The sequence below is a fragment of the Pyrobaculum ferrireducens genome, from assembly GCF_000234805.1.
In the GTDB taxonomy this organism is placed as follows: domain Archaea; phylum Thermoproteota; class Thermoprotei; order Thermoproteales; family Thermoproteaceae; genus Pyrobaculum; species Pyrobaculum ferrireducens.
The window spans coordinates 152,215-175,730 of sequence record NC_016645.1; the positions used below are offsets into that span (position 1 = coordinate 152,215).

Annotated in this window: 29 protein-coding genes; 11 read left to right on the forward strand and 18 right to left on the reverse strand. The window is 59.6% G+C overall.

Annotated elements, in window-relative coordinates:
• The first annotated feature begins 49 nt into the window (after positions 1–49).
• The gene (locus tag P186_RS00755) at positions 50–442 is read left to right on the forward strand and encodes a hypothetical protein (protein WP_148682567.1); all 393 of its coding nucleotides are present in this window, start codon (positions 50–52) and stop codon (positions 440–442) included.
• Positions 443–583: 141 nt separating this feature from the next.
• On the opposite strand, the gene P186_RS00760 is transcribed toward P186_RS00755, so the two are convergent.
• Positions 584–805, reverse strand: a complete 222-nt coding sequence (locus P186_RS00760; protein ID WP_148682568.1) for a hypothetical protein — start codon at positions 803–805, stop codon at positions 584–586.
• Between the two features lie 543 nt (positions 806–1,348).
• On the opposite strand from P186_RS00760, the gene P186_RS00765 reads away from it, so the two are divergent.
• The 3 genes from P186_RS00765 to P186_RS00775 all read left to right on the forward strand — a co-directional run bounded on the left by P186_RS00765 (position 1,349) and on the right by P186_RS00775 (position 3,264).
• On the forward strand, positions 1,349–1,630 hold the full coding sequence (locus P186_RS00765) for a hypothetical protein (RefSeq protein WP_148682569.1): 282 nt from the start codon (positions 1,349–1,351) through the stop codon (positions 1,628–1,630).
• A gap of 111 nt (positions 1,631–1,741) precedes the next feature.
• Complete coding sequence (locus P186_RS00770; RefSeq protein WP_014287458.1) at positions 1,742–2,011, forward strand: hypothetical protein; 270 nt, start codon at positions 1,742–1,744, stop codon at positions 2,009–2,011.
• Positions 2,012–2,163: 152 nt separating this feature from the next.
• Entirely contained in the window at positions 2,164–3,264 is a 1,101-nt protein-coding gene (locus tag P186_RS00775; RefSeq protein WP_237179434.1) for a hypothetical protein, read from the forward strand.
• A gap of 202 nt (positions 3,265–3,466) precedes the next feature.
• Here the strand turns inward: P186_RS00775 and P186_RS00780 are convergent, their stop codons facing one another.
• The 4 genes from P186_RS00780 to P186_RS13710 form a co-directional block, all read right to left on the reverse strand.
• Positions 3,467–3,688, reverse strand: coding sequence for a hypothetical protein (locus P186_RS00780; protein WP_014287460.1), 222 nt, complete (start codon positions 3,686–3,688; stop codon positions 3,467–3,469).
• A 294-nt stretch (positions 3,689–3,982) separates the two neighbouring features.
• Entirely contained in the window at positions 3,983–4,774 is a 792-nt protein-coding gene (locus P186_RS14170) for a zinc ribbon domain-containing protein (RefSeq protein WP_014287461.1), read from the reverse strand.
• A gap of 57 nt (positions 4,775–4,831) precedes the next feature.
• On the reverse strand, positions 4,832–5,119 hold the full coding sequence (locus P186_RS00790; RefSeq protein WP_014287462.1) for a hypothetical protein: 288 nt from the start codon (positions 5,117–5,119) through the stop codon (positions 4,832–4,834).
• A gap of 3 nt (positions 5,120–5,122) precedes the next feature.
• Entirely contained in the window at positions 5,123–5,335 is a 213-nt protein-coding gene (locus P186_RS13710; protein ID WP_158307118.1) for a hypothetical protein, read from the reverse strand.
• A 93-nt stretch (positions 5,336–5,428) separates the two neighbouring features.
• On the opposite strand from P186_RS13710, the gene P186_RS00795 reads away from it, so the two are divergent.
• Both P186_RS00795 and P186_RS00800 read left to right on the forward strand, forming a co-directional pair.
• A complete protein-coding gene (locus P186_RS00795; RefSeq protein WP_014287463.1) occupies positions 5,429–5,899 on the forward strand; it encodes a hypothetical protein in 471 nt (156 codons plus the stop codon).
• A 1-nt stretch (position 5,900) separates the two neighbouring features.
• A complete protein-coding gene (locus P186_RS00800) occupies positions 5,901–6,377 on the forward strand; it encodes a PIN domain-containing protein (protein ID WP_014287464.1) in 477 nt (158 codons plus the stop codon).
• 56 nt (positions 6,378–6,433) lie between these two features.
• On the opposite strand, the gene aroC is transcribed toward P186_RS00800, so the two are convergent.
• Positions 6,434–7,543 (reverse strand): chorismate synthase, encoded by a 1,110-nt coding sequence (gene aroC, locus P186_RS00805; RefSeq protein WP_014287465.1) that lies wholly within the window; start codon positions 7,541–7,543, stop codon positions 6,434–6,436.
• The gene (locus P186_RS00810) at positions 7,540–8,328 is read right to left on the reverse strand and encodes a shikimate dehydrogenase family protein (protein ID WP_014287466.1); all 789 of its coding nucleotides are present in this window, start codon (positions 8,326–8,328) and stop codon (positions 7,540–7,542) included. The genes aroC and P186_RS00810 overlap by 4 nt, the downstream gene beginning before the upstream one ends.
• A 55-nt stretch (positions 8,329–8,383) precedes the next feature.
• Between P186_RS00810 and P186_RS00815 the strand changes: the two genes are divergently transcribed.
• Positions 8,384–9,100 (forward strand): pyrroline-5-carboxylate reductase family protein, encoded by a 717-nt coding sequence (locus P186_RS00815; protein ID WP_148682570.1) that lies wholly within the window; start codon positions 8,384–8,386, stop codon positions 9,098–9,100.
• On the opposite strand, the gene P186_RS00820 is transcribed toward P186_RS00815, so the two are convergent.
• The gene (locus P186_RS00820; protein ID WP_014287468.1) at positions 9,083–9,493 is read right to left on the reverse strand and encodes an NUDIX hydrolase; all 411 of its coding nucleotides are present in this window, start codon (positions 9,491–9,493) and stop codon (positions 9,083–9,085) included. The genes P186_RS00815 and P186_RS00820 overlap by 18 nt on opposite strands.
• A 49-nt stretch (positions 9,494–9,542) precedes the next feature.
• Here P186_RS00820 and P186_RS00825 point away from each other — a divergent pair, with 49 nt between their 5' ends.
• Together P186_RS00825 and P186_RS00830 are read left to right on the forward strand one after the other, a co-directional pair.
• Positions 9,543–10,658 (forward strand): PhoH family protein, encoded by a 1,116-nt coding sequence (locus P186_RS00825; protein ID WP_014287469.1) that lies wholly within the window; start codon positions 9,543–9,545, stop codon positions 10,656–10,658.
• A 28-nt stretch (positions 10,659–10,686) separates the two neighbouring features.
• On the forward strand, positions 10,687–11,682 hold the full coding sequence (locus P186_RS00830) for an alcohol dehydrogenase catalytic domain-containing protein (protein ID WP_014287470.1): 996 nt from the start codon (positions 10,687–10,689) through the stop codon (positions 11,680–11,682).
• A 57-nt stretch (positions 11,683–11,739) separates the two neighbouring features.
• Here the strand turns inward: P186_RS00830 and P186_RS00835 are convergent, their stop codons facing one another.
• The 5 genes from P186_RS00835 to P186_RS00855 are packed head-to-tail and all read right to left on the reverse strand — an operon-like array spanning position 11,740 to position 16,665.
• Positions 11,740–12,684, reverse strand: a complete 945-nt coding sequence (locus P186_RS00835) for an NAD-dependent epimerase/dehydratase family protein (protein ID WP_148682571.1) — start codon at positions 12,682–12,684, stop codon at positions 11,740–11,742.
• A 19-nt stretch (positions 12,685–12,703) separates the two neighbouring features.
• Positions 12,704–13,918, reverse strand: coding sequence for a 3-phosphoshikimate 1-carboxyvinyltransferase (locus P186_RS00840; protein WP_014287472.1), 1,215 nt, complete (start codon positions 13,916–13,918; stop codon positions 12,704–12,706).
• Positions 13,905–14,927 (reverse strand): 3-dehydroquinate synthase, encoded by a 1,023-nt coding sequence (locus P186_RS00845; protein ID WP_014287473.1) that lies wholly within the window; start codon positions 14,925–14,927, stop codon positions 13,905–13,907. The genes P186_RS00840 and P186_RS00845 overlap by 14 nt, the downstream gene beginning before the upstream one ends.
• Complete coding sequence (locus P186_RS00850; RefSeq protein WP_014287474.1) at positions 14,924–15,868, reverse strand: transketolase family protein; 945 nt, start codon at positions 15,866–15,868, stop codon at positions 14,924–14,926. Before P186_RS00850 ends, P186_RS00845 begins: the two co-directional genes overlap by 4 nt.
• Entirely contained in the window at positions 15,862–16,665 is an 804-nt protein-coding gene (locus P186_RS00855; RefSeq protein WP_014287475.1) for a transketolase, read from the reverse strand. The genes P186_RS00850 and P186_RS00855 overlap by 7 nt, the downstream gene beginning before the upstream one ends.
• Positions 16,666–16,765: 100 nt before the next feature.
• On the opposite strand from P186_RS00855, the gene P186_RS00860 reads away from it, so the two are divergent.
• Positions 16,766–17,713, forward strand: coding sequence for a tyrosine--tRNA ligase (locus P186_RS00860; protein WP_014287476.1), 948 nt, complete (start codon positions 16,766–16,768; stop codon positions 17,711–17,713).
• Positions 17,714–17,739: 26 nt separating this feature from the next.
• A complete protein-coding gene (gene aroF, locus P186_RS00865) occupies positions 17,740–18,726 on the forward strand; it encodes a 3-deoxy-7-phosphoheptulonate synthase (RefSeq protein WP_014287477.1) in 987 nt (328 codons plus the stop codon).
• Here the strand turns inward: aroF and P186_RS00870 are convergent.
• Genes P186_RS00870 through P186_RS00890 form a run of 5 tightly spaced genes read right to left on the reverse strand, consistent with a single transcriptional unit; the run spans position 18,692 to position 23,478 of the window.
• Positions 18,692–19,273 carry a nucleotidyltransferase family protein gene (locus P186_RS00870; protein ID WP_014287478.1) on the reverse strand — a complete coding sequence of 194 codons (582 nt, stop codon included), beginning with the start codon at positions 19,271–19,273 and terminating at the stop codon, positions 18,692–18,694. The genes aroF and P186_RS00870 overlap by 35 nt on opposite strands.
• Positions 19,270–21,444, reverse strand: a complete 2,175-nt coding sequence (gene cutA / locus P186_RS00875; protein ID WP_014287479.1) for a glyceraldehyde dehydrogenase subunit alpha — start codon at positions 21,442–21,444, stop codon at positions 19,270–19,272. The genes P186_RS00870 and cutA overlap by 4 nt, the downstream gene beginning before the upstream one ends.
• Positions 21,441–21,884, reverse strand: a complete 444-nt coding sequence (locus P186_RS00880; RefSeq protein ID WP_014287480.1) for a (2Fe-2S)-binding protein — start codon at positions 21,882–21,884, stop codon at positions 21,441–21,443. The genes cutA and P186_RS00880 overlap by 4 nt, the downstream gene beginning before the upstream one ends.
• Positions 21,881–22,699 (reverse strand): FAD binding domain-containing protein, encoded by an 819-nt coding sequence (locus P186_RS00885; RefSeq protein WP_014287481.1) that lies wholly within the window; start codon positions 22,697–22,699, stop codon positions 21,881–21,883. Before P186_RS00885 ends, P186_RS00880 begins: the two co-directional genes overlap by 4 nt.
• Positions 22,700–22,716: 17 nt before the next feature.
• Entirely contained in the window at positions 22,717–23,478 is a 762-nt protein-coding gene (locus tag P186_RS00890) for a prephenate dehydrogenase (protein WP_014287482.1), read from the reverse strand.
• Positions 23,479–23,516: the final 38 nt, after the last annotated feature.

Here is a 23,516-nt window from a genome sequence, read left to right on the forward strand (position 1 = left end):
TGCATTTTTTGCTTATGGATCTTCTTATCTGTTTGCGGTGTCGAGGAGGGTGGCTTGGGTCTTTGCCTACGTGGTTTTTCTTCTGTTGGAGCTTCTCGTAGTATACCTAGATCTTCCACTAAGAACTACGTTGATGGAGATATATCTTCTGCTGTGGTTTTTTGCTGGTCTCCTATTTGGTAGAGGTGTGGGGAGGGTTGCCTCTCTTGTATTTTACATGTTGGGGGCGTTGGCGAGCGGCGTTGTTGTCTACTCACTAGGCTACCTCTATAGGTTTATGGTGCCGCCGCTGTATCCCAAGCCTATCTACGGCGTGCCGTCGCCCCTCGATGTGCCTGTCTACGTTGCTGGGTTCTACGTCTGGTGGAGAATTCAATGCGTGGCTAAAAGATGGGGAGGAGAGTTGTCGTGTCCTCGCCAAAGGAGGATTTCTCAGTCCTAGTTCTTCGCCGATTTTATTGAAGCCCTAGGCTGACCTGCCTACTTGTATCTCATCAACTAGGTGCTCTACGTCTCTTTTCACGTCGTCGGGGTTCGTATATCTGCCGGCGTCGCATTCTCTGTCGGGGTTGTTGTACTGGAATTAGTGTATGCTCAGAGCAATTTCGGTAAGGTGGAGCATATCCCAGTAGTGTCTCTCCGCTAGTAGTCCGGCGATCTCCCGCCTCCGGGAGGTCGGCACATCCGCAATTATTAGGTGGATCCTGGACCTAGTCTTGTCGGTTCTATTTTTACGACGTCTGGATGCCTGCTGGCTAGCGGATTTCTGTCTGCCGCCTTGTGGATGGCGTGTAGCGCTTTTCACACCTAAAAAGCCTTGCTTGAGGGGTTCGCGGAGGTGACTGCGCCAGGCGGCCGAGTGCAAGCTCGCCCCACTGGGACCTCCCTTACCCCTAGATTGAGGTGTCCACCCGCGCCTCTCAGCGGCGAGTGCGAACTCCAGCGCGTAGGTGCATGCGTCGCAGGGAGAGTTGTAAAGGGCCGGTGGGCTGGGGCCTATCCGGAGATTTCTTAGCCGGGGGGGGTTCCGTCTGTTGACTGGTGTCGTGTGTCATGTCTCCAATAGCTGTGGTAGCGCCAAATCTGGCGGCTGGGTTTGGTGGCATTTTTTAGATGGTGGATTGGGTTATGTTGTTTTGATTGTGGTGTTTGTCTTGGGGAGGTTGCGCCTTGGGGTGTTTTGTGGCGGTTTAATTTTTATATTGTGGTGTCGGTGTGGGCTAGGTGAGGGGGTTGCTTGGTGTTGCGGTTTCTTTGGCGGTTTTTGCTGTGGTGTACGTGCTGGGTCCGCGGCGTGGTGGGGAGGGATGGGGGCCAGGTTTTTAGATTCGCCGTGTATTACGGTCCCGTGGACGACGCGGTCGTGGAGGTGTTGAATAGGTATGATCATGTGGTGGTTGACCCTACGAATGTCGATTGGGGGTTTCTGAGTAGGATTAGGGCTGTGAAGGTGTCTTACCTAGATCTTGGGGAATACGTAGCTATGGAGCTGGGGGACTGTGCGGTTGGCCGTGGCGTGTTTGTGGGGTATGACCAGCTGTGGGGTCGGCATGTTGTGAACGCCTCGTCGCCTGAGTGGGTGGAGTATATCAAGTGCCAGGTTAGGCATGTTATGGAGATGGGGGTTTGACTGTGTTATGCTTGACGATGTGGATGTGGCTGAGGAGTACCCCTCTGCCGCGCGGGGAATGGTGGAGTTATTAAGGGGGTTAGGGAGTCCTATCCCTGGGCCGTCATAGGGATGAATAGGGGCTTTGCAGTTCTTTCCAACATGTCGAGGTACATAGATTTTGTCTTGCTTGAGGATTTTGGGACGTATGTGGCTTCCCGGGGGAGGGTTGGATACGTGGAGGAGGGCGTCGTCAAGTGGTGGCTTGCGGCGGCGCGCCGCCACGGCGTGAGGGCGCTGGCTCTGGCCTACGCCGAGTCGCCCGGAGATGTGTACTATAGATACGCCAAGTCGTTTGCGGAGAGGGAGGGGTGCCCCTCTTTTTTAGCAACTGGAACTTGACGGCGCTGTGGCAAGAGGCGCGTTAAGGCGCCGTTGTCCGCCCGGCGCGGGCCGGTCACATGGACGGGGGGTTGTTGAGTGTGGGGTTTTTATTGACGTTGGTGGTTTTCCACGGGATGTATTCCATCTGTGCTAAGTGTGGTGGGCGGAGGATGCTGTGTGGACTTCCCCGGTGCCCTATTTTGGAGAGGGTTAGGGCGGTTAAGTCTTCTATGTTTAGGATTAGGGGCCGCGAGGTGTTCGGCGCCACTCCTCCCAGCGCCGTAGTGGGGGAGGCGGGTTGGCCCAGGGTGAGGGTTTACATAGGGGAGCCGCCGGAGGTCTGGGGGGAGGAGGCTAGGGCGTATGACGACCCCCGGCTTCTCTGGGGGCGCGGCCTCGAGGAGATTATTAAGCTTAGGAGCTACATGGCGTTTGGATACAGGACGTCGGTGGGGCCGTGGGAGCTGGGGGAGCTTCCCCTCCTCGCCGTGTCTGAGAGGCCGGTGGATGTGGAGATGAGGCTTGCGAGGGACCCGGCGCCGGGGGTTAGGTTTGACCTTAGGGAGAAGCCCATGGGCCCTAGGGCGCCTCTGGAGAGGGTGCGTATAGATGGGAACCCAGCCGTCCCGAGGCCTCTCGACAAGCTGATGTCCGACGACGTAAAGGCGGGGGAGGCTGTGGTTGAGCTGTACCGCCGGGGGGTTGACCTCTACATTATCCAGAGGGCGTTTTCGCTGGGGTTGCTGGGGGCGGGGCACAGACGTAGGCTGGTGCCGACGCGCTGGGGGATAACGGCGGTGGACGTTGCTGTGGGGGACTACCTGGCGGGTAGGGTGAGGGATATGCCTGAGGTGGACGGGGCGCTGTACGGCTACGGCGAGTATCTCGACAACCGCTACCTAGTCGCCGTGGTGCCGGGGCCGCTGCGGTTTTTCTACCTGGAGCGCTGGGTCTACGGGGGGAGGGTGGCCGAGATCGAGGTGGTGGAGGATCCCCGCGGCCGGAGGAGCACCGTGGACGGGGGCTTCGAGGCGGCGAGGGTGGCTGTGCTGGAGACGCTGGCCGCCTTGGGTAGGAGGGGGACTGTCTCTATTGTTAGGTGGATTGGGGAGGGCTACTACGTGTCTGTGGGGAATTGGCAGATTAGGGAAACTCTGCGCCGGATCAGACTCAAGCCTCTCGACGAGGAGTATGGGAGGTACGTGGCGCTGGTGGGGAGGGACCCCCTCGCCCTCATTAAGCAGTCGAGGAGGCTCGACGAGTTTATGTAGAGCCCGCCGGCCGCGCGCTACGCGGCGAGGGGGATTTTTGCCCTCCTCATGAGTTCTCTAAAATCCTCCAGGGGGATCCCGGCGAGCTTGGCGGCCCTTCTCATATTTCCGATCTCTACATAGTACTACAACGTCGCCCTCAGGTCGCGTCTGCTGAACTTCACCCAGTCTAGGAGAAAGCAGGTGTCCGCCACCGCCTGCATCACGTGCTTGGGATCTTGGCCCTCCTCCTCAATTCGTTGAACTCCTCCATAGACATGCCGGCGATGCGCGACGCGATGTATAGATCCCCGGTTTCTATGTAGTACTGTAGCGCCGCCCTCTGTCTGGGGGGTAGGCTGTGTATAAAACTCCAGTCCGCCCTCTCCCGCCTAATGCGCCTCGCCTCGTCCAGATCCTCAAAATACTTAGCCAACTCCTCCACGCCATTAATCAAGGCTGGTATTTAAAAACTCTTTATATGGAAGGCTGGATGTCAGCAACAAGTGGTGAGAGATTTGGTGGCGAGTCTTCCGTGTGGTGGGTGAAACGGCATAGTGGGGGGGGGGGGCTTCCCTTCGCCAGCCCTTGTAGTCTCGCCAGTCCTCTGCTAATGGGACACATACTCTACGAGGCGGTGCTGAACGTCTTGACGAGGGTGGCGGGATATTCCGTAGAGCTCGGACTATTAGCCGATCTCCTCCCCGCCTTGAAGGGCGGAGGTTCCCCTCAGAGCGGCTCACAGGTGCCCTCGTCCCCCGCCCAGGCGGGCGGGGGTCATGGGGCTGGCCCGGGCCAGCACGTCGGGCCATTGGACGTATCCCTCAGCCTCCAGTACGTACTGAGACCACTCCTCCAGCGTCTTTTCGTCTACAGCTGACAGCGCCCTTTTGACCGCCTCTGCGCACACGGGCTCCAGCTTCTCCACAGCCCTCCTCAGCATGTTCAACACCGAGGCCACATCCCGGTGCACCCAGTGGTTGTGCGGGCAGAGGCCTATCTTGGGGCCGAGGGGAAAGGAAAGCTCTGCGCCGTGTACGGGACATGTTTTGGAGTTCCTGTACGAAGACACCACCACAAACCTCAAGCCGCGCTCCGCGGCTTTATCCCTCGTCTTCTCCACCACAGTTTTGATAGGCGTCTGCTTTATCCGGTGCCTTAACTGGGGGCTCCCCTTGTCCTCAATCATCCCCTCCTGCGGCTTTTTACCGACATTCTCAGTCACTAGAAATGCCGGCTCCTTAGTCAGTTCGTGGGCGATCTTGTTCACTCTATCCCGCTTCCTGTCCCTCTCCCTCAGCTTCTTGACGCGCTTTCTGTACTCCCTCGTGTGGGTGCCGGAAAGCCTCTTTCCGTTTATCTCCACGGAGAGCTCCTCGGCCCACCTCCTTCTGATCGCGTCGTAGCGCCTGGCCAGCCTGCCGAAGTCGGTACGGAACACCTTAATCGAGATGGGCGGAGACATCCACTCTCCGTTCCACCTAGCCACCACATCGGCCGAGGCCTTCAAATCTACTCTAGCCGCGACCACAGTGTTCTCATTGACGTCAAAGGCGATAACGGCGGCTGGCTCTTTAGGCCTCTCTGGCTACACTTCGTAGGTGAATATGGCGTACACCTTGTTCTTCACTCGCTTGAGCCTAATGGTGGACGATCTCTGGGCCCTTCCTGTCATCACCATCCACTCAAACCTCCAAAACCTCTTGCGCGGCCAGAGCTCCACGATGTGTCTGCCGGACATGAGCCTTATCGATACCGCTGTGGGAGAGCCGAAGTGCCACGTCCTCTCGTCTGAGTAAGGCGCTACGCGCTTAACCACGGGGGGCTTTCCCTCTGTTTCAGCCCAGGCGCTGTACGCCTCCACGGCGTCTTTCACAGCCTATTGCTGATAGGCAGATGGCAGACCGGTCTGCCCAGTCAAGTCTTTCACCTCGCTCCACACCTTGAAGTAGCTGGCCCCCCGTACCTCTCCACGAGGTAGCTTACCACCAACTGCTTGCCCTCTTGTACCTCCTCTCCAGCTCCAGCTCCAGGTATTGGTTGCCGTCCAGCAGAAGCGGAACGGCCACAGAACGCCTAACCAGCTGTCCAAATTGAAGCCAGCTAAAAGCTTTACCTCGCCTTGAATGGCGAGGTTTTCAGTCGACTCTATAAGGAATATATACCTGTTATCTCTTATACCACCGTGGATGAGGTAAAAAACGTGGCCTACGTCATCTACCGATTGGGAATTAGGGCGCAGGACCTATTGGATCAGGGCGATAGGGGGTTTGAAACCAGGGTTTTAGTGCAGAAGGCCGTCTATTTCCTCCAGAGGCTTGGGCTTATGAGGGGCTACGTCTTTGACTTGTACCTCCACGGGCCCTACTCCACGCAGCTGGCAGACGACTACATGTGGCTCGCCAGGAAGGGCGACGAGTACATCAGCCGCGTCGCCGAGGAGTGTGCCGAATGTCAGAAGCTCGACGGATTGCTTGAATACCTCGGCGAGATCGACCTCCGCACGCTGGAGGTGGCCGCCACGTTGGCTGAGCTAGCAGCCGTTAAGGGAAATCTCGAAGAGGCGAAGGGCCTTACCCGCAGGATAAAACCCTGGGTTGACGATGAGGATATAGTCGCCGCGCTTCAAGTTCTCAAAGATCTGGGGCTAGGGTAGTGTGGCGCTTCAGTACATACACCTGGATACAAGCACGATAGTTGAAGGAGATATACTCAATAGGTTGGTTTCGAGCCATTTGGTGAAAAGTGGGAGGTTTAAAATACGTATTTCTCCTTACGTCTTGGCGGAGCTTAGCGCCCTAGCATCAAGAAGAAGGGAGGAGCGAGTAGTGCTAGATGATGTGATTTCCTATATAGAAAGCGGCGATATAGAGCTATATATTATAAAGAGGGAGAATTTTGACGATTTCTGTCAGTATGTAGATAGCTTGAGGGGATGGCTTCAATGGATGGGGCCAAGTGATGTTTTCATACTTGCATCTGCCATGTCGGACAGCGAGTGTAGATATTTTATAACATCAGATAGAGTAATGTTGGAAAATAGGGATCAATTAGTTAATATTGTTAGTAAGAGATCTTTTGATATAGTAGAGTCATTAGATGAAATAAAGAGATTAAGAAACAGAAGAACATAAGAGGCGGATCTCAAGCCAACGTCCCTAGTTGCTCCCAACTCTAGAGTACTTGGGTTTTACCGCGCAATGGGATCTCTAAGCGGCTTGTCTCTCCTCACGAGGCCTGCCCTAAGCGCGTGGTCGGCCAGTGTAATAGCGGCCATTGCTTCAAGAGCTACTAAGGCCTTTGGCACCACCGAGACGTCGTATCTCCCCTTAAATTCTAAAATCGTCGGCTCCATCTTGGCCAAGTCTACAGTCTTCTGAGGTTTTCGCACTGACGGAGTTGGCTTAAACCAAACTCTAAAGTATACAGGCTCGCCGACTGTTACGCCGCCGAGAACGCCGCCTGCCTTATTACTCTCTAGCGCGAGTCTTCCCTCCTTTACTATTATGGGGTCGTTGGCCTCGCTTCCCTTCATCTTGGCCAGCGCTCTGCCGGCGCCCCAGTCCAGCGCCACCACCGCAGGTATGGAGAAGGCGGCCATGGCGAGCTCCGCTTTTATTTTGCCGAAGTGGGGCTCCCCGAGCCCCGGCGGCACGCCGACTGCCCAAACCTCCACGCCGCCCCCAACGCTGTCTCCCTCAGCCGCGGCCCTCCTCAGCAACTCGAGCATAGCGGCTAGGGCCTCGCCGTCTACCACCGGGAGGGGCTTCTCCCAGCTCTTCTTAACGTCGTCGAAGGTGTAGCTTCCTTTTACCTCGACGCCCCCCAGCTCGATTATGTGCCCCGCCACCTCCACCCCCAGCTGGGCTAGCAACTTCTTCGCCACGGCGCCGGCGGCCACCACCGCGGCGGTGGTGCGCCCCGACGCCCGCCCCCCGCCTCTGTGGTCGTAGAACTTCCCGTATTTGAGGTAGTAGGCGAGGTCTGCGTGCCCCGGCCTGGGCTTCAGCCAGAGCTCGTCGTAGTAGCTAGATATCGCCTTCTTATTCCAGATCACAATGGCGATGGGGGTGCCCTGGGTGTGGCCGTCTTTCACTCCTGAGAGTATTTCAAACTCCTCGGGCTCGCACCTGGGGTTTAGCCAGTGGATGTGGCAGAACATCCTCCTGTCAAGCTCCCTCCTTATGTCCTCTTCGGAGATGGGGAGGCCGGCGGGGACTCCGTCAATCACCACGCCTAAGGCCCTGCCGTGGGACTCGCCGAATGTGGTAATCCTGAACTCCCTCCCGAAGGTGTTCATATCCCCAGGAACTCCTCCACCGCCCTCCTCATCACCTCTCTGTCTGGCTCCACCCCGAGCCAGATCTTCTCGGCTTGTGCTCCCTGCTCCACCAGGAGGTCGACGCCGTCCACCACCCGCACCCCGAGCCTCCGGGCCTCCTCCACCATCCTAGTCCTTGGAGTCGGTATGTAGACGAAGTCTACGTAGAGCGAGGCGCCGCCGAGGTCGGCGAGTACCGCGTCGTGTATGGGGGTGGCGTTTACCACGACGTCGGCCTTCACGCCACCTCCCCAGGGCACGGCTTCTACTGTCCGTCCGAACTTCTGGCGGAACTCCTCGGCGAGGGACGCGGCTCTCTCGGCCGTGCGGTTTGTGATGTATATCCTCCTGGCTTCCGCCTTCACCGCGGCGAAGAGCGCTGCTCTGGCGGCGCCCCCCGCGCCGATTATATAGACGTCGGCGCCTTTCATATAGCCGCCGGCTAGGTGGTACACCGCGTGGGCGTCTGTGTTGTAGCCCACCAGGAGGTTCCTCTCCACGAGGACTGTGTTGACGGCGCCGACGGCCCGGGCCTCGGCAGACACCGCGTCGAGGAACTTCACCACCCCCTCCTTGTGGGGGATCGTTACGTTGAAGCCTCTAAAGTTTAGGCGGGCCAGCTGGGCGAAGCAGCCCAGCTCCTGCCTCGGCACGTCTATGGCTATGTACACCGCGTTGATGCCCAGCGCTTTGAACGACGCCATATGCATGGCTGGGCTCGCAGACTTCCCTCGGACGTGGGCGCCGATGACGGCGAAGTACATAGCTCCTTGTTTAACTATTTAAATAAGTGTTTTTCTCGTCACATGCGTCCCCCAGCTGACGGTTGGGGTTATCGGGGCTGGTAAGTTGGGCTCGCAGATAGCGCTTAGGCTACACGGCAACAGCGTGAGGGTCCTCGCCTCTGTAAAGACGGAGAGGTCTAGACAACGCCTCGCCTCTCTGGGGCTTGAGGTGTATACCGACAACAGACTTGTCGTTGAGAACAGCGACGTGCTTATGGTCGCCGTCAAGCCGGCCAACCTGCCGGAGCTGGCCTTCTACGTGGATAAGCCCCTCATATCTTTCGTCGCGGGCGCCACCCTTGAGTCGCTGAGGAGACTCACGTCGAGGCCCTACAGGGCGATGACAAACGTGGGGCTGACAGCCATAGCCGTAGCTGGCGCCTACGACGAGGAGGTTAATAAACTGCTGTCTTACATCGCCCCCACGTTCTGGGTCGACGAGAGGCTTATAGACCCGTTGACGGTGTTGCTCGGCTCTGGCCCCGCAATTGTTGCAGAGCTCGCGACGGCCCTCATTAGGGCGGGGGTGAACATAGGGATACCCTGGGACTTGGCTAGGGAGGTGGTCCTCTCCCTAATGGCGAGCATGCCCTCCCTCGACGATAGGTTCTCCCTGGAGAAGCTGGCGCAGTACGTGGCAACGCCGGGGGGCACCACTATAAAGGCGCTTGTGGAGATGGCACCCGTGGGGCAACTAGTCGGCAGGGCTGTGGAGGAGGCGTATCTCAGAATTTCAAAACTTAGACAGTAGCCTCTCCAAAACCTCCCTGGTGGTTTTTGTCAAGTCCATCTCAAGAGCCTTCCCAACCGGCACCACAGCGACGTCCTCCGCGTCGTCGCTGGCTGTGGGACTGGCGTCGCCCCCCAGCTCCACTAGGTAGACGAGGATTACAAAGTGGTAATTCACCCGGGGGCCCTCCCTCTCTATATACTCGACGGGCTGGAGGAATCTGACGACCCTCCCCGCCAGGCCCGTCTCCTCTCTCAACTCCCTCAGCACCGCCTCTTCAAGCCTCTCGCCTAGCTCCACGCGGCCCCCCGGCAGACTCCACTTGCCTGGGTTCGGCGGGTACTTCCTCTTGACTAGGACAACCTCGCCGTTTTTCACCGCCACCGCGGCGACGGCGACGGCTGGCCTATCCATCGACATTGGTTATTTCAATGTTTTTAAGCTCTTTTTATACTGGCGTCTTATGTTTGACAAGATTAAGCCGATGACGGTGGGGCAGGAGAGGGCTGTGAACGTCTTGAGGGATCCTAACAACGAGCTGGTTGGCCTCTTCGGCCCGACGGGGACTGGGAAGTCGCTTATCAGCATCGCCTACGGCATATGGGCGGTGGAGGGCGGGAGGGCTAAGCGCCTCATCATCGCGAGGCCTATTGTAGATGTGGCGACTGGCGAGGTGCTGACGCCGGAGAAGCTTGGCGAGATGTACTACCGCATCGCCGCGGCCTATCTCGAAGACATACTGGGGCCCTACGCCGAGAGGAGCTACATCGAGGGCTTGCTTAAGGAGGAGAAGGTGATTGTGACCGACGTCTCCTATCTCAGGGGCCGCACTTTCGACGACAGCGTGATTTTTCTAGACGACGCGCAGAACGTGAGGCCTGAGAGCGCGGCTGAGATTTTGATAAGGCTGGGGAGGGGGAGTAGGATGATCGTCGCCGGCGACCCCATTTTCCAAAAGCCCACAGACGCGGAGAAGGACGGCGCAACCCTCCTCCGCGAGGCGCTTCTCGGCGAGGAGAAGGCCGAGGTGGTGGACCTGGGTGTTAAGGACATCGTAAGGCCCGGGGCGAGGCGGGGGATAAAGCTGGCGCTTGAGCTGAGGATGAGGAAGCGCCACCTCTCGGAGACGGAGAGGTATATATACGAAACCGCGAGGATATTCGCCCCGGACGCCGACATAATAACCGCGGTGGAGTTTAGAGCTGACAAGGACTCCCTCGGCATTAAGGGGGAGAACGTTCCCGACGCCATTATTATCGTAAAGGAGGGGCAGCTGGGGAGGGTCGTGGGCCGGGGGGGTGAGCGTATAAAGACGATTGAGGGGGAGGTGGGGGCGAGGCTTAGGCTTCTGGAGATGTCTCTGGACTTTAAACAGTGGATTAGGGCTATACACCCCGTGGGCTGGATATCTAAACATATAACAGATGTGGACTTCGCCGGGCCTGAGCTACAGGTGCAGGTAAGGAGGAGCGAATTCGGCGCATTTATTGGACAGAGGGGCGCCTATATACGTCTAATCGACAGGGTGTTTAGAAGGCTCTTCGGCATAGGCGTAAGGGCCGTCGAGGCGGAAGAATAAATAAAAACACCGGATAGGCACCTCAGTAATGAGGGGGTATCTACTGAAGAATTTTAAAGAGCCCCCCAGTCTTGTGGAGTTGGAGAAACCCAAACCGGGGCCGGGGAGGGTTTTGGTTAAAGTCGCCGCGGCTGGAGTTTGCTATAGAGACTACCTGGCGCTACAGGGCTTTCAAAGGGTGAAGTTGCCCATGGTCCCCGGTCATGAATTTGCCGGGGTGGTGGAGGAGGTGGGCGAGGGAGTCGACGAGTTTAAGCCGGGCGACGCGGTGGCTGGGATGATATATGAATTCTGCGGCGAGTGTGAATTCTGCAGAACGGGGAGGGAGTACCTCTGTAGAAGCAGAAAGGTATACGGCGAGGACCTGCCGGGGGCCTTTGCCGAGTACATCTCTGCGGATAGGAAATCGCTTGTGAAGATCCCGCCTGGCGTATCTCTCGAGGCGGCTTCCTATGCCGCATGTGTCTTGTCCACCGTGGTTAGGGGCGTGAGGAAGATAGGCGTCTCCCCCGGCCGCCAGATTTTAGTCACGGGGGCGGGAGGCGGCGTGGGGATACACGCGGTGCAGATCGCCAAGGCATACGGCGCGAGGGTTGTGGCTGTTACAAGCCCCCAGAAGGCTGAATACGTGGCTAAATACGCAGACCACGTGATCACTGGGAAATCTTTTGCTGACGAGGTTAAGAAACTAGGGGGCGCGGACGGCGCTGTTGAGTCAGTCGGAGGACCTACGCTGGAGCAGACTATACGCGCCGTGAACTGGGGCGGCAGGATAGCACTGATAGGCAACGTAGATCCCCAGCCGACTCCCATCGCGCTGGGCCTCCTAATCCTAAAGGAGGTGGAGCTCCTCCCCGTACTGCAGGGAGGGAGGGCGGATTTGCAAGAGGCTCTTCGGCTACTGGCGACAGGCGCCGTGAAGCCCGTGTACACAACCCACAGCTTTGCCGAATTGCCTAGGTTGCTGGAGGAGACCCCCAAGGCATCTCACATCGGCAGGAGAGTTGTCAAGATCGGCAACTAGACCTGCGGTGTCTGAGCCAGGTGTAGATTATCACAGCCGCGAGGAGCGCGGCTGATATTACAGTGTCCGCCATAGCTCCCTCGCCAAATCCTCGGCTGTTTTCCTCACGGCCTCCGCGCTGGTCATAGTCGGCCTCCAGCCCGTCAGCTTCATCAGCTTTGATATTGACAGCGTCATGTATTTAACATCGCCTGGCCACCCCCTCCCGTCTTCAGTCGCCGGCACTAGCTTAATCTCGGGCCTTAGGCCGAGGACCTCAGACACTATCTTGGCGATGTCGAGAACTCTAACGGCGTCTAGATTCCCCACGTTGAGCGCCATGTACGGCTCCTTCTCCTCTTCGAGTTTCTGCCAAGCTTGGATAGTGGCGTCCATGGCGTCTGTTATGTAGAGGTAGCTCTTTCTCTGGGTGCCGTCGCCCAGCACCTCCAGCACGTTGGGGTTTTTTCTAAGCTTCATAATGAAGTCGTATATGACGCCGTGCCTAAGCCTGGGGCCCACTATGTTGGCGTATCTAATCGCTAGACATTTAATTCCGTAGAGCCTGGCGTACGTGGCGCACATAACCTCCCCCGCCGCCTTGGCGGCGCCGTAGACGGAAATCGGCTTATAAGGCGCCTCCTCCGGCGTCGGTATAACCTCGGCGTCGCCGTACACAGTGGACGACGAGGCGAATACCACAGTCTTCACCCCCGTCTGCCTCGCCCACTCAAGCACGTTAAAAGTGGCGAGTACGTTCTCATTGAAGTGAACCACAGGCTCGGTTGTGGATAGTCTAACCTCTGGATTAGCCGCGAAGTGGAAGACCACCTCCCCGCGTATGCCGACGCCCCAGTCGGCGTCTTTTAAATCTCTTACATGCAACTCGGCGGCTTTGTTTACAAACTCCCTCCTCCCACTTGACAAGTTATCCACCACCGCCACGTCATGCCCCATCTCCACCAAGCGATCCACTAGGTGGCTCCCGATGAAGCCTGCCCCGCCCGTGACGACAATTCTCATGCCTCTCCCCACGCGCCGGCTATTTATTGATTTCCCCCGCGGCGAAGTACAACACAGCCGAGGGCCAGGACTTGGCGACGGGTCCTATATCGTCTACGCAGCCTCCCACGATTCTAGACGCGGCCAGCGCCATTAGCCCAATTCGGTGATCTCCATGTGTTTTGAACTCCACTCCTCTACGCCTGGGGGGGCCGCGGATGTGCAGAGCCCCGTCTCTATACTGGACTTCTACGCCGAGCCTCTCCAAGATGTCGGCGACTGTTGCTATCCTATCGCTCTCCTTGAAGCGTAGATGTTCTACGCCTCTTATAGTCGATACGTCGTCTACGACGGCGGCGGCTAGCGCCACCGGCATCACCAAGTCGGGGTTTCCGCCTAGATCCACCTCGACACCCTTTGTAAATGCTCCCCTAGCCTTGACCACGTGACCATCATAACTGACGTCTGCCCCCATGGCTCTGAAGATATCTACAAGCGTAGCGTCGAGCTTAGTTAGGCGGCCTGTCAGCTCGACCTCTCCGCCGGTGGCCACCGCCGCCACAGCCAGGTATGAGGCTAGGCTGAAGTCCCCCGGCACGTCCACCTCCCCGGGGCTCCTCAGCCCGCCGTCTACTGCAACGCCGTCGCCGAGCTCGACCTTGGCGCCGAAAAGCCTCAACACATCTGCCGTGGCTTCTACAAAACTCCACGACTTCCTCTCGCCGACGGGCGTAATTACGCCGCCCTCCCCAGCCGCGGCTAGGAACATCAAGCCGGATATGTATTGAGAAGAGACGTCGGCCCTTACCTCAACTCTAAACCTCCCCAGCCTTCTGCCCCGTATAACCACGGCACCTGGTAACTTAACCACTTCCGTCAGCTTCCTCAACACGGCTATTAAGTCGTCTATCGGCCTCCCCCTGAGGGTGCCTCCGAAGTAGACAGCGGTTACGCCGGGCACGCCGGCGTAGAGGGCGACGGCTGTTCTAAGCGTGAAGCCGCTCTCGCCCACGCTGAAGGCTCTGAAGAAGTCCGGCTCACGTCGAGAGACGACAACGTCGCTCCCCCTCACCCTAAGGACTGAGATGGGCTGTATGGCCCTGAGCATAGCCACAGCGTCGTCGCTCCACTCGACGCCCCTCACGACGGTCTCCCCCTCGGCCAGCGCCGAGGCGAGGAGAAGCCTCTGCGCCATCGGCTTCGAGGGGGGCATCGCGAACCTCCCCTCTAGACGCCCAGCCTCAAGACAGTACATACTCCACAGCCCCGGCCACCTCCCCCGGCCTCAGCCTCTCTAGAAACCACCTGCCGGGCCTAACCACCACCGGGACGTATATGTAGTCCCCCCTCCTCTTCTTGTCGTACCTAACGAGGCTCTTAGCCGCCTCGACCTGCTCTCTGTCGGCCTTAACCTCCGTGGGGAGTCCGAACGCGGCGAGGAGGGCCCTCACCTCCTCGGCGTATCTCTCGGCTAGGTACCCGAGCTTCGCCCACAGGCGGAGCTCTGCGACGATGCCAAGCGACACGGCCTCGCCGTGTAGCAAGCCGAGGACGCGCTCCAATGCGTGGCCCACCGTGTGGCCGACGTTCAGCACCTGCCTAATCCCCCTCTCCTCGAACTCGTCAGCCTCCACCACAGCCGCCTTCAGCCTAAGGGAGCGGAAAACCGCCTCCTCAAGCTCGGCTTCAGATCTCCCGAGGAGGGGGTCGACGTTGCGCATGAGCCATTCGTAGAAGTCGCCGTCCAGCGCCACTCCGTACTTGACGACCTCGGCAAAGGCAGAGACGTAGATCCTCTGCGGCAGTGAGCTGATCCACTCCAAGTCGCTGAGAACCGCGGCGGGTTGGTGAAACACCCCCACGAGGTTCTTCACAGGGCCCCAGTCCACCGCGCCTTTGCCACCCAGCGCGGCGTCCACCATGGCCAGTAGCGTAGTGGGGACCTGGACTAGGCGTATGCCCCTCATATACGTCCCCGCGGCAAAGGTGGCCAGGTCGAGCAGGGCCCCCCCGCCCACTGCCACGAGGGTGGAGCTCCTGTCGGCCTCTGCGTCGTGGAGGAACTGATATACCTGAGTCAACACATCGAGGCTTTTTACAGACTCCCCGCCTCTCAGCACCAGGGCGGGCGCGCCGGGGAGGGGGTTTCTAAGCCCCTCCTCAATTACAACCACCGGCCTTTCCACGTAATCGCTATAGTTGACCCCCCTCCCCACCACCACCTCTGTGACCCCCCTGCTGTGTCGGTAGTAAAACCTCCTCATCTCAGCTTAACCAACTCCTCCGCCCTCGCCGCTATGTTCTCAGGCGTGAGGCCGAAGTACTGATACAGCTCCTGGGGGCTTTTGGCTGTCCTCCCGTAGGACTTAAGCCCCATTATAGCCATCTTAGTAGGCCTAGTCTGCGATAGATACTCGGCGACTGCGGAGCCGAAGCCGCCGTAGACCATGTGCTCCTCCACGGTCAACACAGCGCCGGTAGAGGCGGCGTATTTCTCAACGGCGGAGTAGTCCAGCGGCTTCACAGTGGGGAAGTGCACAACGGCGGCGGAAACCCCCCTGTCTCTCAACAACTGGGCCGCCTCCACGGCGAAGGGCAACACAGCCCCCGTGGTGAATATAGCCACGTCGCCCCCATCCGCGACTGTGTAGGCCCGCCCCACCTCAAACCTGTCGTATAGCCCGCAGGTGGTGGGTATGTGGAAATCCCTCCCCACCCTTATGTAGACAGGCCCCTTCAAAGCCGCCGAGGCCGTGACGGCCTTGTACACCTCGCAGGAATCAGCCGGGGCGATCACCGTGAAATTCGGCAGGACCCGGAATAGGGCTATGTCCTCCAGCGCCTGGTGGGAGGGGCCGTCGTACGCATCTGCGAAGCCTGCATGTGTCCCCACTAGGCGCACCGGCAGGGCGAGCCTATCGACGGAGTTCCTCGCCTGCTCCCACGCCCTTGTCATAAAGGCGGCGAAGGTCAGGGCGTAGGGCATAAACCCTGCTATGGCCAGCCCTGCGGCGATGCCCACCAGCGCCTGCTCCGCGATGCCAACGTTGAAAAACCTCTCGGGATGCCTCTCGGCGAAGAACTTGGCGCGGGTCGTCTCTCCAGTGTCGGCTACGAGGACGACGACGTCTTGCCTCAAGTCGCCTAGATCTGCCAGAGCCCGCCCCAGCGCCTCCCTAGGGGTTAAAGACTCTATGTCTAGCATATATTCCCCGCGTATCTAAGGGCGTCGTCTCTCGAAAGCCTCTGCTTAGCGGTGTCCTCTATCTCGGCCACCCCCCTCCCCCTCACCGTCTTTGCAATAATCACGGCTGGCCTCCCGGCGTTTTCGGCCTTCTCTAGAGCAGATATTATCTGACCGACGTCGTGGCCGTCTACCTCAAACACCTCGTAGCCCAGCGACTTAAACCTACCTGCCAGATCTCCCTTTCTCAAAACCTCCTCGCTGTGTCCGTCTAGCTGCACTCCGTTGAAGTCGACGATGGTGATTAGGTTAGTCAAGCCATAGTGAGCCGCCACGGCAAAGGACTCCCAGCTCTGCCCCTCGTCAAGCTCCCCGTCGCCCACCACTAGATAGACTCTGCCCTTCTCGCCTCTGATCTTCAGGCCGAGGGCCAGCCCCACGGCGAGGCTAATACCCTGCCCCAGCGATCCTGAGTTCGCCACGTCTACAAAAGGCGTGTCCACCTCTGGGTGGTTCTGGAGGCGGCTCCCAAGGCTGCCGGTCTCCCTAAGCTCGTCGAGGGTGAGGTAGCCCATGGCGGCGGCCAGGGCGTAGACAGCGTGTATGGCGTGCCCCTTCGACAGCACGAAGTAGTTCCGGTTGTGCACCCCGTTGGCCATGTTGAACTTTACGCGTCCGGTGCCGTACAGCGCCGCCACTATCTCCATAACCGAGAGGGAGGAGCCGAGGTGTATGCCGGGATCGTAGCCGGCCATCAACACGACGTACTTCCTAGCCTTGCAGATCAGAGGCTCAAGCTCAGAGGCTCTCCTCTCCACCCCGACAGCAGATACCCCTGGGACATGTAACTGACGAAAATAGCCATATTTAACCTTTGACCTAGGCAACATCTTAATAAATAGGTGAGGTGGCTCCTCTATGGAGAAGCTTTTGAGAAATATAGAAGAGGTGGTGACCGTCGAGGAGTTTAAGGCGCTGAGAGGCGGCTTGGCGTATCTAGGCTTCGAGCCTCTGTGGCCTATACACATCGGGTGGCTTATCTGGGCCTACAAGCTGGCGGAGCTCAAGGAGGCTGGCTTCGACGTGGTGGTGCTGGTTGCTACGTGGCACGCGTGGATAAACGACAAGGGGTCTGTGGAGGAGCTGAGGGCCCAGGGCGAGAAGATCAGGGCCGTGCTGGATAAAATCGGCAGGTTTAGATATGTCTACGGCGACGAGGTGGCGAAAGACCCCAGGTACTGGGAGCTGGTGGTGAAGATCGCAAAGGAGACTTCTCTGGCTAGGGTGAGGAGGGCCACGCCTGTCATGGGGAGGCGGGCTGAGGAGGTGGAGCTAGACTTCTCCAAGTTGCTATACCCCATTATGCAGGTAGCCGACATCTTCTACCTAGGGGTGGACGTGGCGGTGGGGGGCATGGACCAGCGGAGGGCCCACATGCTGGCCCGCGACGTGGCGGAGAAGCTGGGCTTCAAGAAGCCTGTGGCGCTTCACACTCCGATAATAACATCGCTGTCCGGCACCGGCAGGATGGAGGGTAGCCACAGAGAGATAGACGAGGTCTACGCCATGTATAAAATGTCCAAGTCGAAGCCCCAGAGCGCCATATTTATAACCGACTCGGAGGAGGAGGTGAGGCGCAAGGTGTGGGCCGCCTACTGCCCCCCAAAGGAGACTAGATTCAACCCGGTGTTTGAAATAGCGGCTTACCTCTTAATTCCGTACGGAGGGCCTCTGGAGGTCGGCGGGAGGAGGTACGAATCAGCCGAGGCGCTAGAGAAAGACTACAGGGAGGGGATCGCGACGCCCCAAGCCCTAAAAGAGGCGGTCTCCGCAGCCCTCGTGGAGCTTCTCACAAAGCTGAAATAGCTATAAAGACCGAGGTTTCTCTACATATGCTCTATATCGCCGACACGCGTGAGAGGGGGCGCGCGTTGAGGGAGGAGATAGAGTCCAGGGGCATCCCGGCGTGGTATGTAGAGCTCTGGGGCAACTACATAGTGGCCACGCCGCCCGGCTCCAAAGTCGAGGGGCTGAAGACGCCCGTTAAGGCCGTGGTGGATCTGAAAACCGACTACCAGCTGGTCTCTAGACAGTGGAAGCGCGACCCCACGCCGGTCAAGATTGGGGATAGGGAAATTAAAGAGGGGAAGATCTTCATAATAGCAGGGCCCTGCTCTGTGGAGACAGAGGAGCAGATCTTGTCGACGGCTAAAGTGGTGAAGGAGGCCGGCGGCGACGCGCTGAGAGGCGGCGCCTTCAAGCCCAGGACAAGCCCGTATACCTTCCAGGGGCTCGGCGAGAGAGGCCTCGTCCTCTTAGCCAAGGCGAGAGACGCCACGGGCCTCCCCATCACCACCGAGCTGATGGATCCTGAGGACCTCCCCCTGGTGGCTAAGTACGCAGACGCCATCCAGGTGGGGGCGCGGAATATGCAGAACTTCACCCTTCTTAAAAAACTGGGGCGGGCGGGGAAGCCCGTACTGCTCAAGAGGGGGTTTGGAAATACGATAGATGAGTGGTTGCTGGCGGCGGAGTACGTAGCGCTACACGGCAACGGCGACGTGGTGCTTGTGGAGAGGGGCATAAGGACGTTTGACAGAACTCTTAGATTTACTCTAGACGTGGGGGCCATTGCCTACGCCAAGCAACAGACACACCTGCCGGTCATCGGCGACCCCAGCCACCCAGCCGGCGACAGGCGCTACGTAATACCGCTAGCCCTCGCCATACTCGCCGCGGGGGCGGACGGCCTAATAGTCGAGGTGCATCCAGATCCCGACAAGGCGTGGAGCGACGCCAAGCAGCAGCTCACCTTTGACCAGTTTAGAGAGCTGGTGGCCAAGGCTAGGGAGCTGGCGAGGGCCCTGGGCAGGTCTTAGAGGCGAGTTTTTCCAAATCCTCCGGCGTGTCGACGTCTATAACCACGCCTGGATCCTCCACCTCGACATAGGCCACGGGCACGGCGCCGAGGAGAGCCCTCAGCCCAACGTCCCCCGCGAGCCCCAGCGCCAGCCCGTAGACATCTCTAGCAGAGGCCACCGGGTTCCCCCTAGCCCCCCTATACACAGGCACGGCCAAGCCAGATCTGCAAGCCTCTGTAACTCTGCGTACTGTGTAGGGGGAGACACACGGCATGTCGCCGAGCATCCACACAATACAAGGCTTGTCGTACAACGCGGCTACGGCCGCCTTTACGCTTGTGGACAGCCCGCCTCTCCACCACGGGTTGTAGATAACGCCAGCGAGGGGGCCCGCGGCCTCCGCCACCTCCCGCCTATTGACCACAATATACGTCTCGAGATCCGCCTCCCGCAACGCCTCAGCGGGCCACCAGACCAGCGGCCGCCCTCTGAAGTTTGTCAAAAGCTTGTCGCCGCCGAAGCGCGTGGATCCGCCGGCCGCGAGGACGACGCCTACACACCTCACCTCAAGGCTCTCCAGATCTCCTCAGGCGTTATGGGAGTCTTGTCGATCCTCACACCGGGCTTCAGCCTCCTAATTGCATCTTCCACCGCGGCTACCACCGCCGGAGTGGAGGCGATGGCGGCGGCCTCGCCTATGCCCTTGGTGCCGGTGGGGTGTTTAGAGGGATGATGCGGCTCTGCGAAGTACACCTCGTATCTAGGCGCCTCAGCCGCCGTGGGCACGTAGTAAAAGGCGAGGTTCGCCGTCACTAAATTGCCCGACTGGTCGTATATGGCCTCTTCATACAGCGCCTGGGCGATCCCCTGCAGGGCGCCGCCCATGACCTGCCCCGCGGCCAGCAACGGGTTAACCACGACGCCTACATCGTCGTAAGACTTGTAGAGGAGGGGCTTCACAAACCCGGTTTCGGGATCCAGCTCAACCACAGCTACGTGGACGCCGAACGGGAAGGTGGCGTCCGCCTGGTACACCGCCTCCACCGTCAAGTTAGCCTCCACCTTGCCTCTATAGACGGCCTTTACCACATCGCTGATGGAGAGGCTGTTTCCACCGCAGATAAACGACCCCTCCCTGTACTCCGGCCTGCATCCGAGCAACTTCTCAGCGGCCTTTGCCAGCTCCCCCTTCAGCTTCCTGGCGGCTAACACCGCGGCGGAGCCGCCCGCCGTTATTGAGCGGCTACCCATAGTCCCAATGCCGTCGGGCACATACGCCGTGTCGCCCCACACAACTCTGACCCTCTCCATAGGCACCTCCAGCTCGTCCGCGACCACTTGCGCAAGCGCCGTGGCGAGCCCCTGGCCGTGGGGAGTGACGGCCGTGTAGAGGGTGAAGCTGCCGTCTCTCTCAGCCCTCAGCACAGCCACCTCGAAGCCGAATGTGGTTATCTCGACGTATATGGAGAAGCCAACCCCCAACACCCTCCCCTTTTTAAACTCTTCGTCTGCCCACTTCTTCAGCTGGCGGTAGCCGAGCCTCTCCAGCCCCCTCTCGAAAGTGCCTGGATAGTCCCCAGTGTCGTATGTTATGCCGAAGACGTTGGTGTAGGGTAGCTCCCTTATGAGGTTCCTCCTTCTAATCTCCACCCGGTCGAGGCCCAGCTCATCGGCGAGGCGGTCCATAATCCTCTCTATGAAGAAGGTGGCCTCCGGCCTCCCCGCGCCGCGGTACGCGCTGAGCGGAGTCTTGTTAGTCAACACAGCCACGGCCCTCACCCTCCCGTGGCGTATGTCGTAGGGCCCGGGCAACATCTGCGCCGCAGTGTCTGCGAGCCCCTCCCCCCAGTAGTAGGCGCCGGCGTCGGCGTACACAACGCCCTCTATGGCCAGCACCCTGCCGTCTCTCGCCGCGCCGACTTTGTAATCCAGCACCAGGGCGCGGCCGTGCGTCGTCGTCTTGAAGTCCTCGGTCCGCGTGGCCACCCACTTCACGGCGGCCTTCATGAGGTAAGCCGCCTTGGAGACCCAGAGCTCCTCGGGGTACACCAAGAGCTTGGAGCCGAAGGCGCCTCCGACGAAGGGCTGTATGACCCTCACCCTCGAGAGGGGTAGGTCGAGATGCTTCGCAACCTCCTTCCTAATATCAAACGGGACCTGCGTCGAGCTCCAAATAGTCAAGCTGTGCCCGTCATACACCGCCAGGACGCCCCGCGGCTCCATCGCAGAAGGCACTAGGCGTTGCGTCGAAATCCTCCCCTCAATCCTCACCTCGGCCTCTCTCATGGCCTTCTCAACATCGCCCCCCTGGTAAACCGCCTCGTAGGCGATGTTCGTGCCCAGGCTCTCGTCGACTAGAGGCGCCCCCTCTCTCATCGCCTCGAACATATCCACAACGGCAGGCAAGGGCTCGTAATCCACCACAGCCTTCTCAATGGCGTCTTGTAGCAAGTACCTATCCCGAGCCACCACCATGGCCACAGCCTCGCCCTGGTACCGCACCTTGCCCCCCGGCGCGAAGTCGAACCCCTCCCCGGGGCCGAACGCCGCCACCACACCCTTCGACTGCCTTACGTCGGACAGATCTACCCTCAGCACCTTGGCGTGGGCGTAGGGCGACCTCACAAAACCGGCGTAGAGCACGCCGGGGGGCTCGATGTCGTCTAAATACTGGGCCCTCCCGCTGAGAATAACGTCGTCCTCGACGCGCGGTATGGGCCTCCCGATGTACCTCATACCCCCGCCGCCTCCCTCACCGCCTCTACAATGTTCTGGTACCCCGTACATCTGCACAAAACGCCGCTGAGGCCTTCGACAATCTCCTCCTCAGACCTCACGCCCCTCTTCACCAGGTGGTATGCTGTCATCAACATGCCGGAGGTGCAGAAGCCGCACTGAGCGGCGTGGTGCCTCTTAAAGGCGTCTCTCAGCCTCTGCATAACCTCGTCGCTGTACTCGGCGGTGTATATCTCGGCGCCGTCCGCCTGCACCGCAAGCACGTTACAGCTCTTAACAGGCCTGCCGTTCATAATTACAGTACAGGCTCCGCACGTCGCCGTGTCGCAACCAATCCGCACAGAGGTGTAGCCCAGCTCCCTCAAGAGGTGCACTAATAACTTCCTCGGCTCCACATCCACCTCGTGAAGAACCCCGTTTACCCTCAGCGCAATCCTCATAACCTCTCCAGCGCCCTCTTCACGGCCACCCCAACCAGCGCCCGCCTGTACTCGCTAGATGCGCGGAAATCGCCGGGCGGCTCAGCCTCCCTCCTCGCCGCCTCAGCCGCCTCGGCGATTGTGTCTCTATTCAGCGGAGCCCCCGCCAGCACGGCCTCGGCCTTCCTCAGCCTCCTAGGCGCCTCCCCAGCCCCCAGCGCCGCCACCCTAGCCCACACCACGTGGCCATCCCTAACCTCAGCCGCGACGGCGGCCGCCGCCAGCGCGAAGTCGTTATGCCTCCTGGAAAACTTGACGTACGCACCGCGAGGAGGGCACCTAAACCTAACCTCAGCCACAAGCTCCCCCCTCCCCAACGCGGTGGAGTACGGCCCCCTTATAAACTCCACCGCCCCCAACTCGCGGACCCCGGCGGGGCCGACGATCTTCACCACCGCGTCTAAAGCCAGCACCGCCGCCGGCCAGTCGCCGAAAGGGTCGGCGTGGGCTAGAGAGCCGCCGACGGTCCCCAGCGACCTGACCTGCACATCCCCAATCCTCGACGCCACCTGTCTAAGAAAGGGGCACGGCGACTCCTCCAGCTCGTAGTGCCTAGCCAAAGCCCCCACCGCCACCTCGTCCCCATACCTCACATAGCGGAGCTCAGCCAGCCGCCCAATATCCACCAGCAATCTGTAGGAGACGGCCCTCAACTTGAGCAAGGGAACGAGGCTCTGCCCCCCGGCGAGGGGGACGGCCCCCTCCTCCCTATCCAAGATCCTCAAGGCCTCCCCCAGAGAAGAGGCCCTCACGTAGTCAAAACTCGGCGGAATCATACCGAGCAACTCCCACTCTATTTAAAAATGTCACCCACCGCCTCTATAGCCTTGAGAGCTTCGTAAAACGCCTTGTAAGCCGCGTCGGGATCCCTAAGAGGACGCGGGGCGTCCCCCCTCCTAAGCGCCTCTACAAACTCCTCAAGGGGCGCCTTCTCCGCGTATCTCAACGCGTTGGGATCACGGAGCAGAGAGAAGGCGAAGGTGGCGAGGTACCTAAAAGAAGTCCCCCCGTACCTAAAGACCTCCTCCCCCAGCTCGGCGTACACCCTCGCAAGGGCCAGCCCCACGGCGTAGCTCAGGGCTATGGTCCTCGACACGTAGAAGTCGTGCCTCTCCAAATCCCCCCACTCAACCCTAGCCCCCAGCTCCGCCCAGAAGCGGTAAGCCTCAGCCGCCCCCCGGCGCCCGGGCACCTCCATAACCAACACCCTCTGCCCCCTTATAGAAGGCGCACCAGGGCCAAAAAGCGGGTGAACCGAAGCCACGAGCGCGTCCGGCGGAAAGAGGCGGTAAGCCTCGGCCACACCCTCCTTAAAGGTCGCTATATCCATCACAAGCCTCCCCGAGGACAGAGGCGCAAGAGACTTCAAAACCCCGGCAACCTCCCAGAAAGGAACAGCCACCACAACAACCTCAGCCCACCCCACAAGCTCCCCCAGAGACCCCACGTCAGACCTCGACCTATCCACGTCAAACACAGCCACCTCATGCACCGAGGAGAACTCCCTCCTCAGCCACGACCCCATAGCCCCACCCCCCACGACACCAACCCTCACACGGGGACACACCAACAACCTTATAAACGTAGATACAC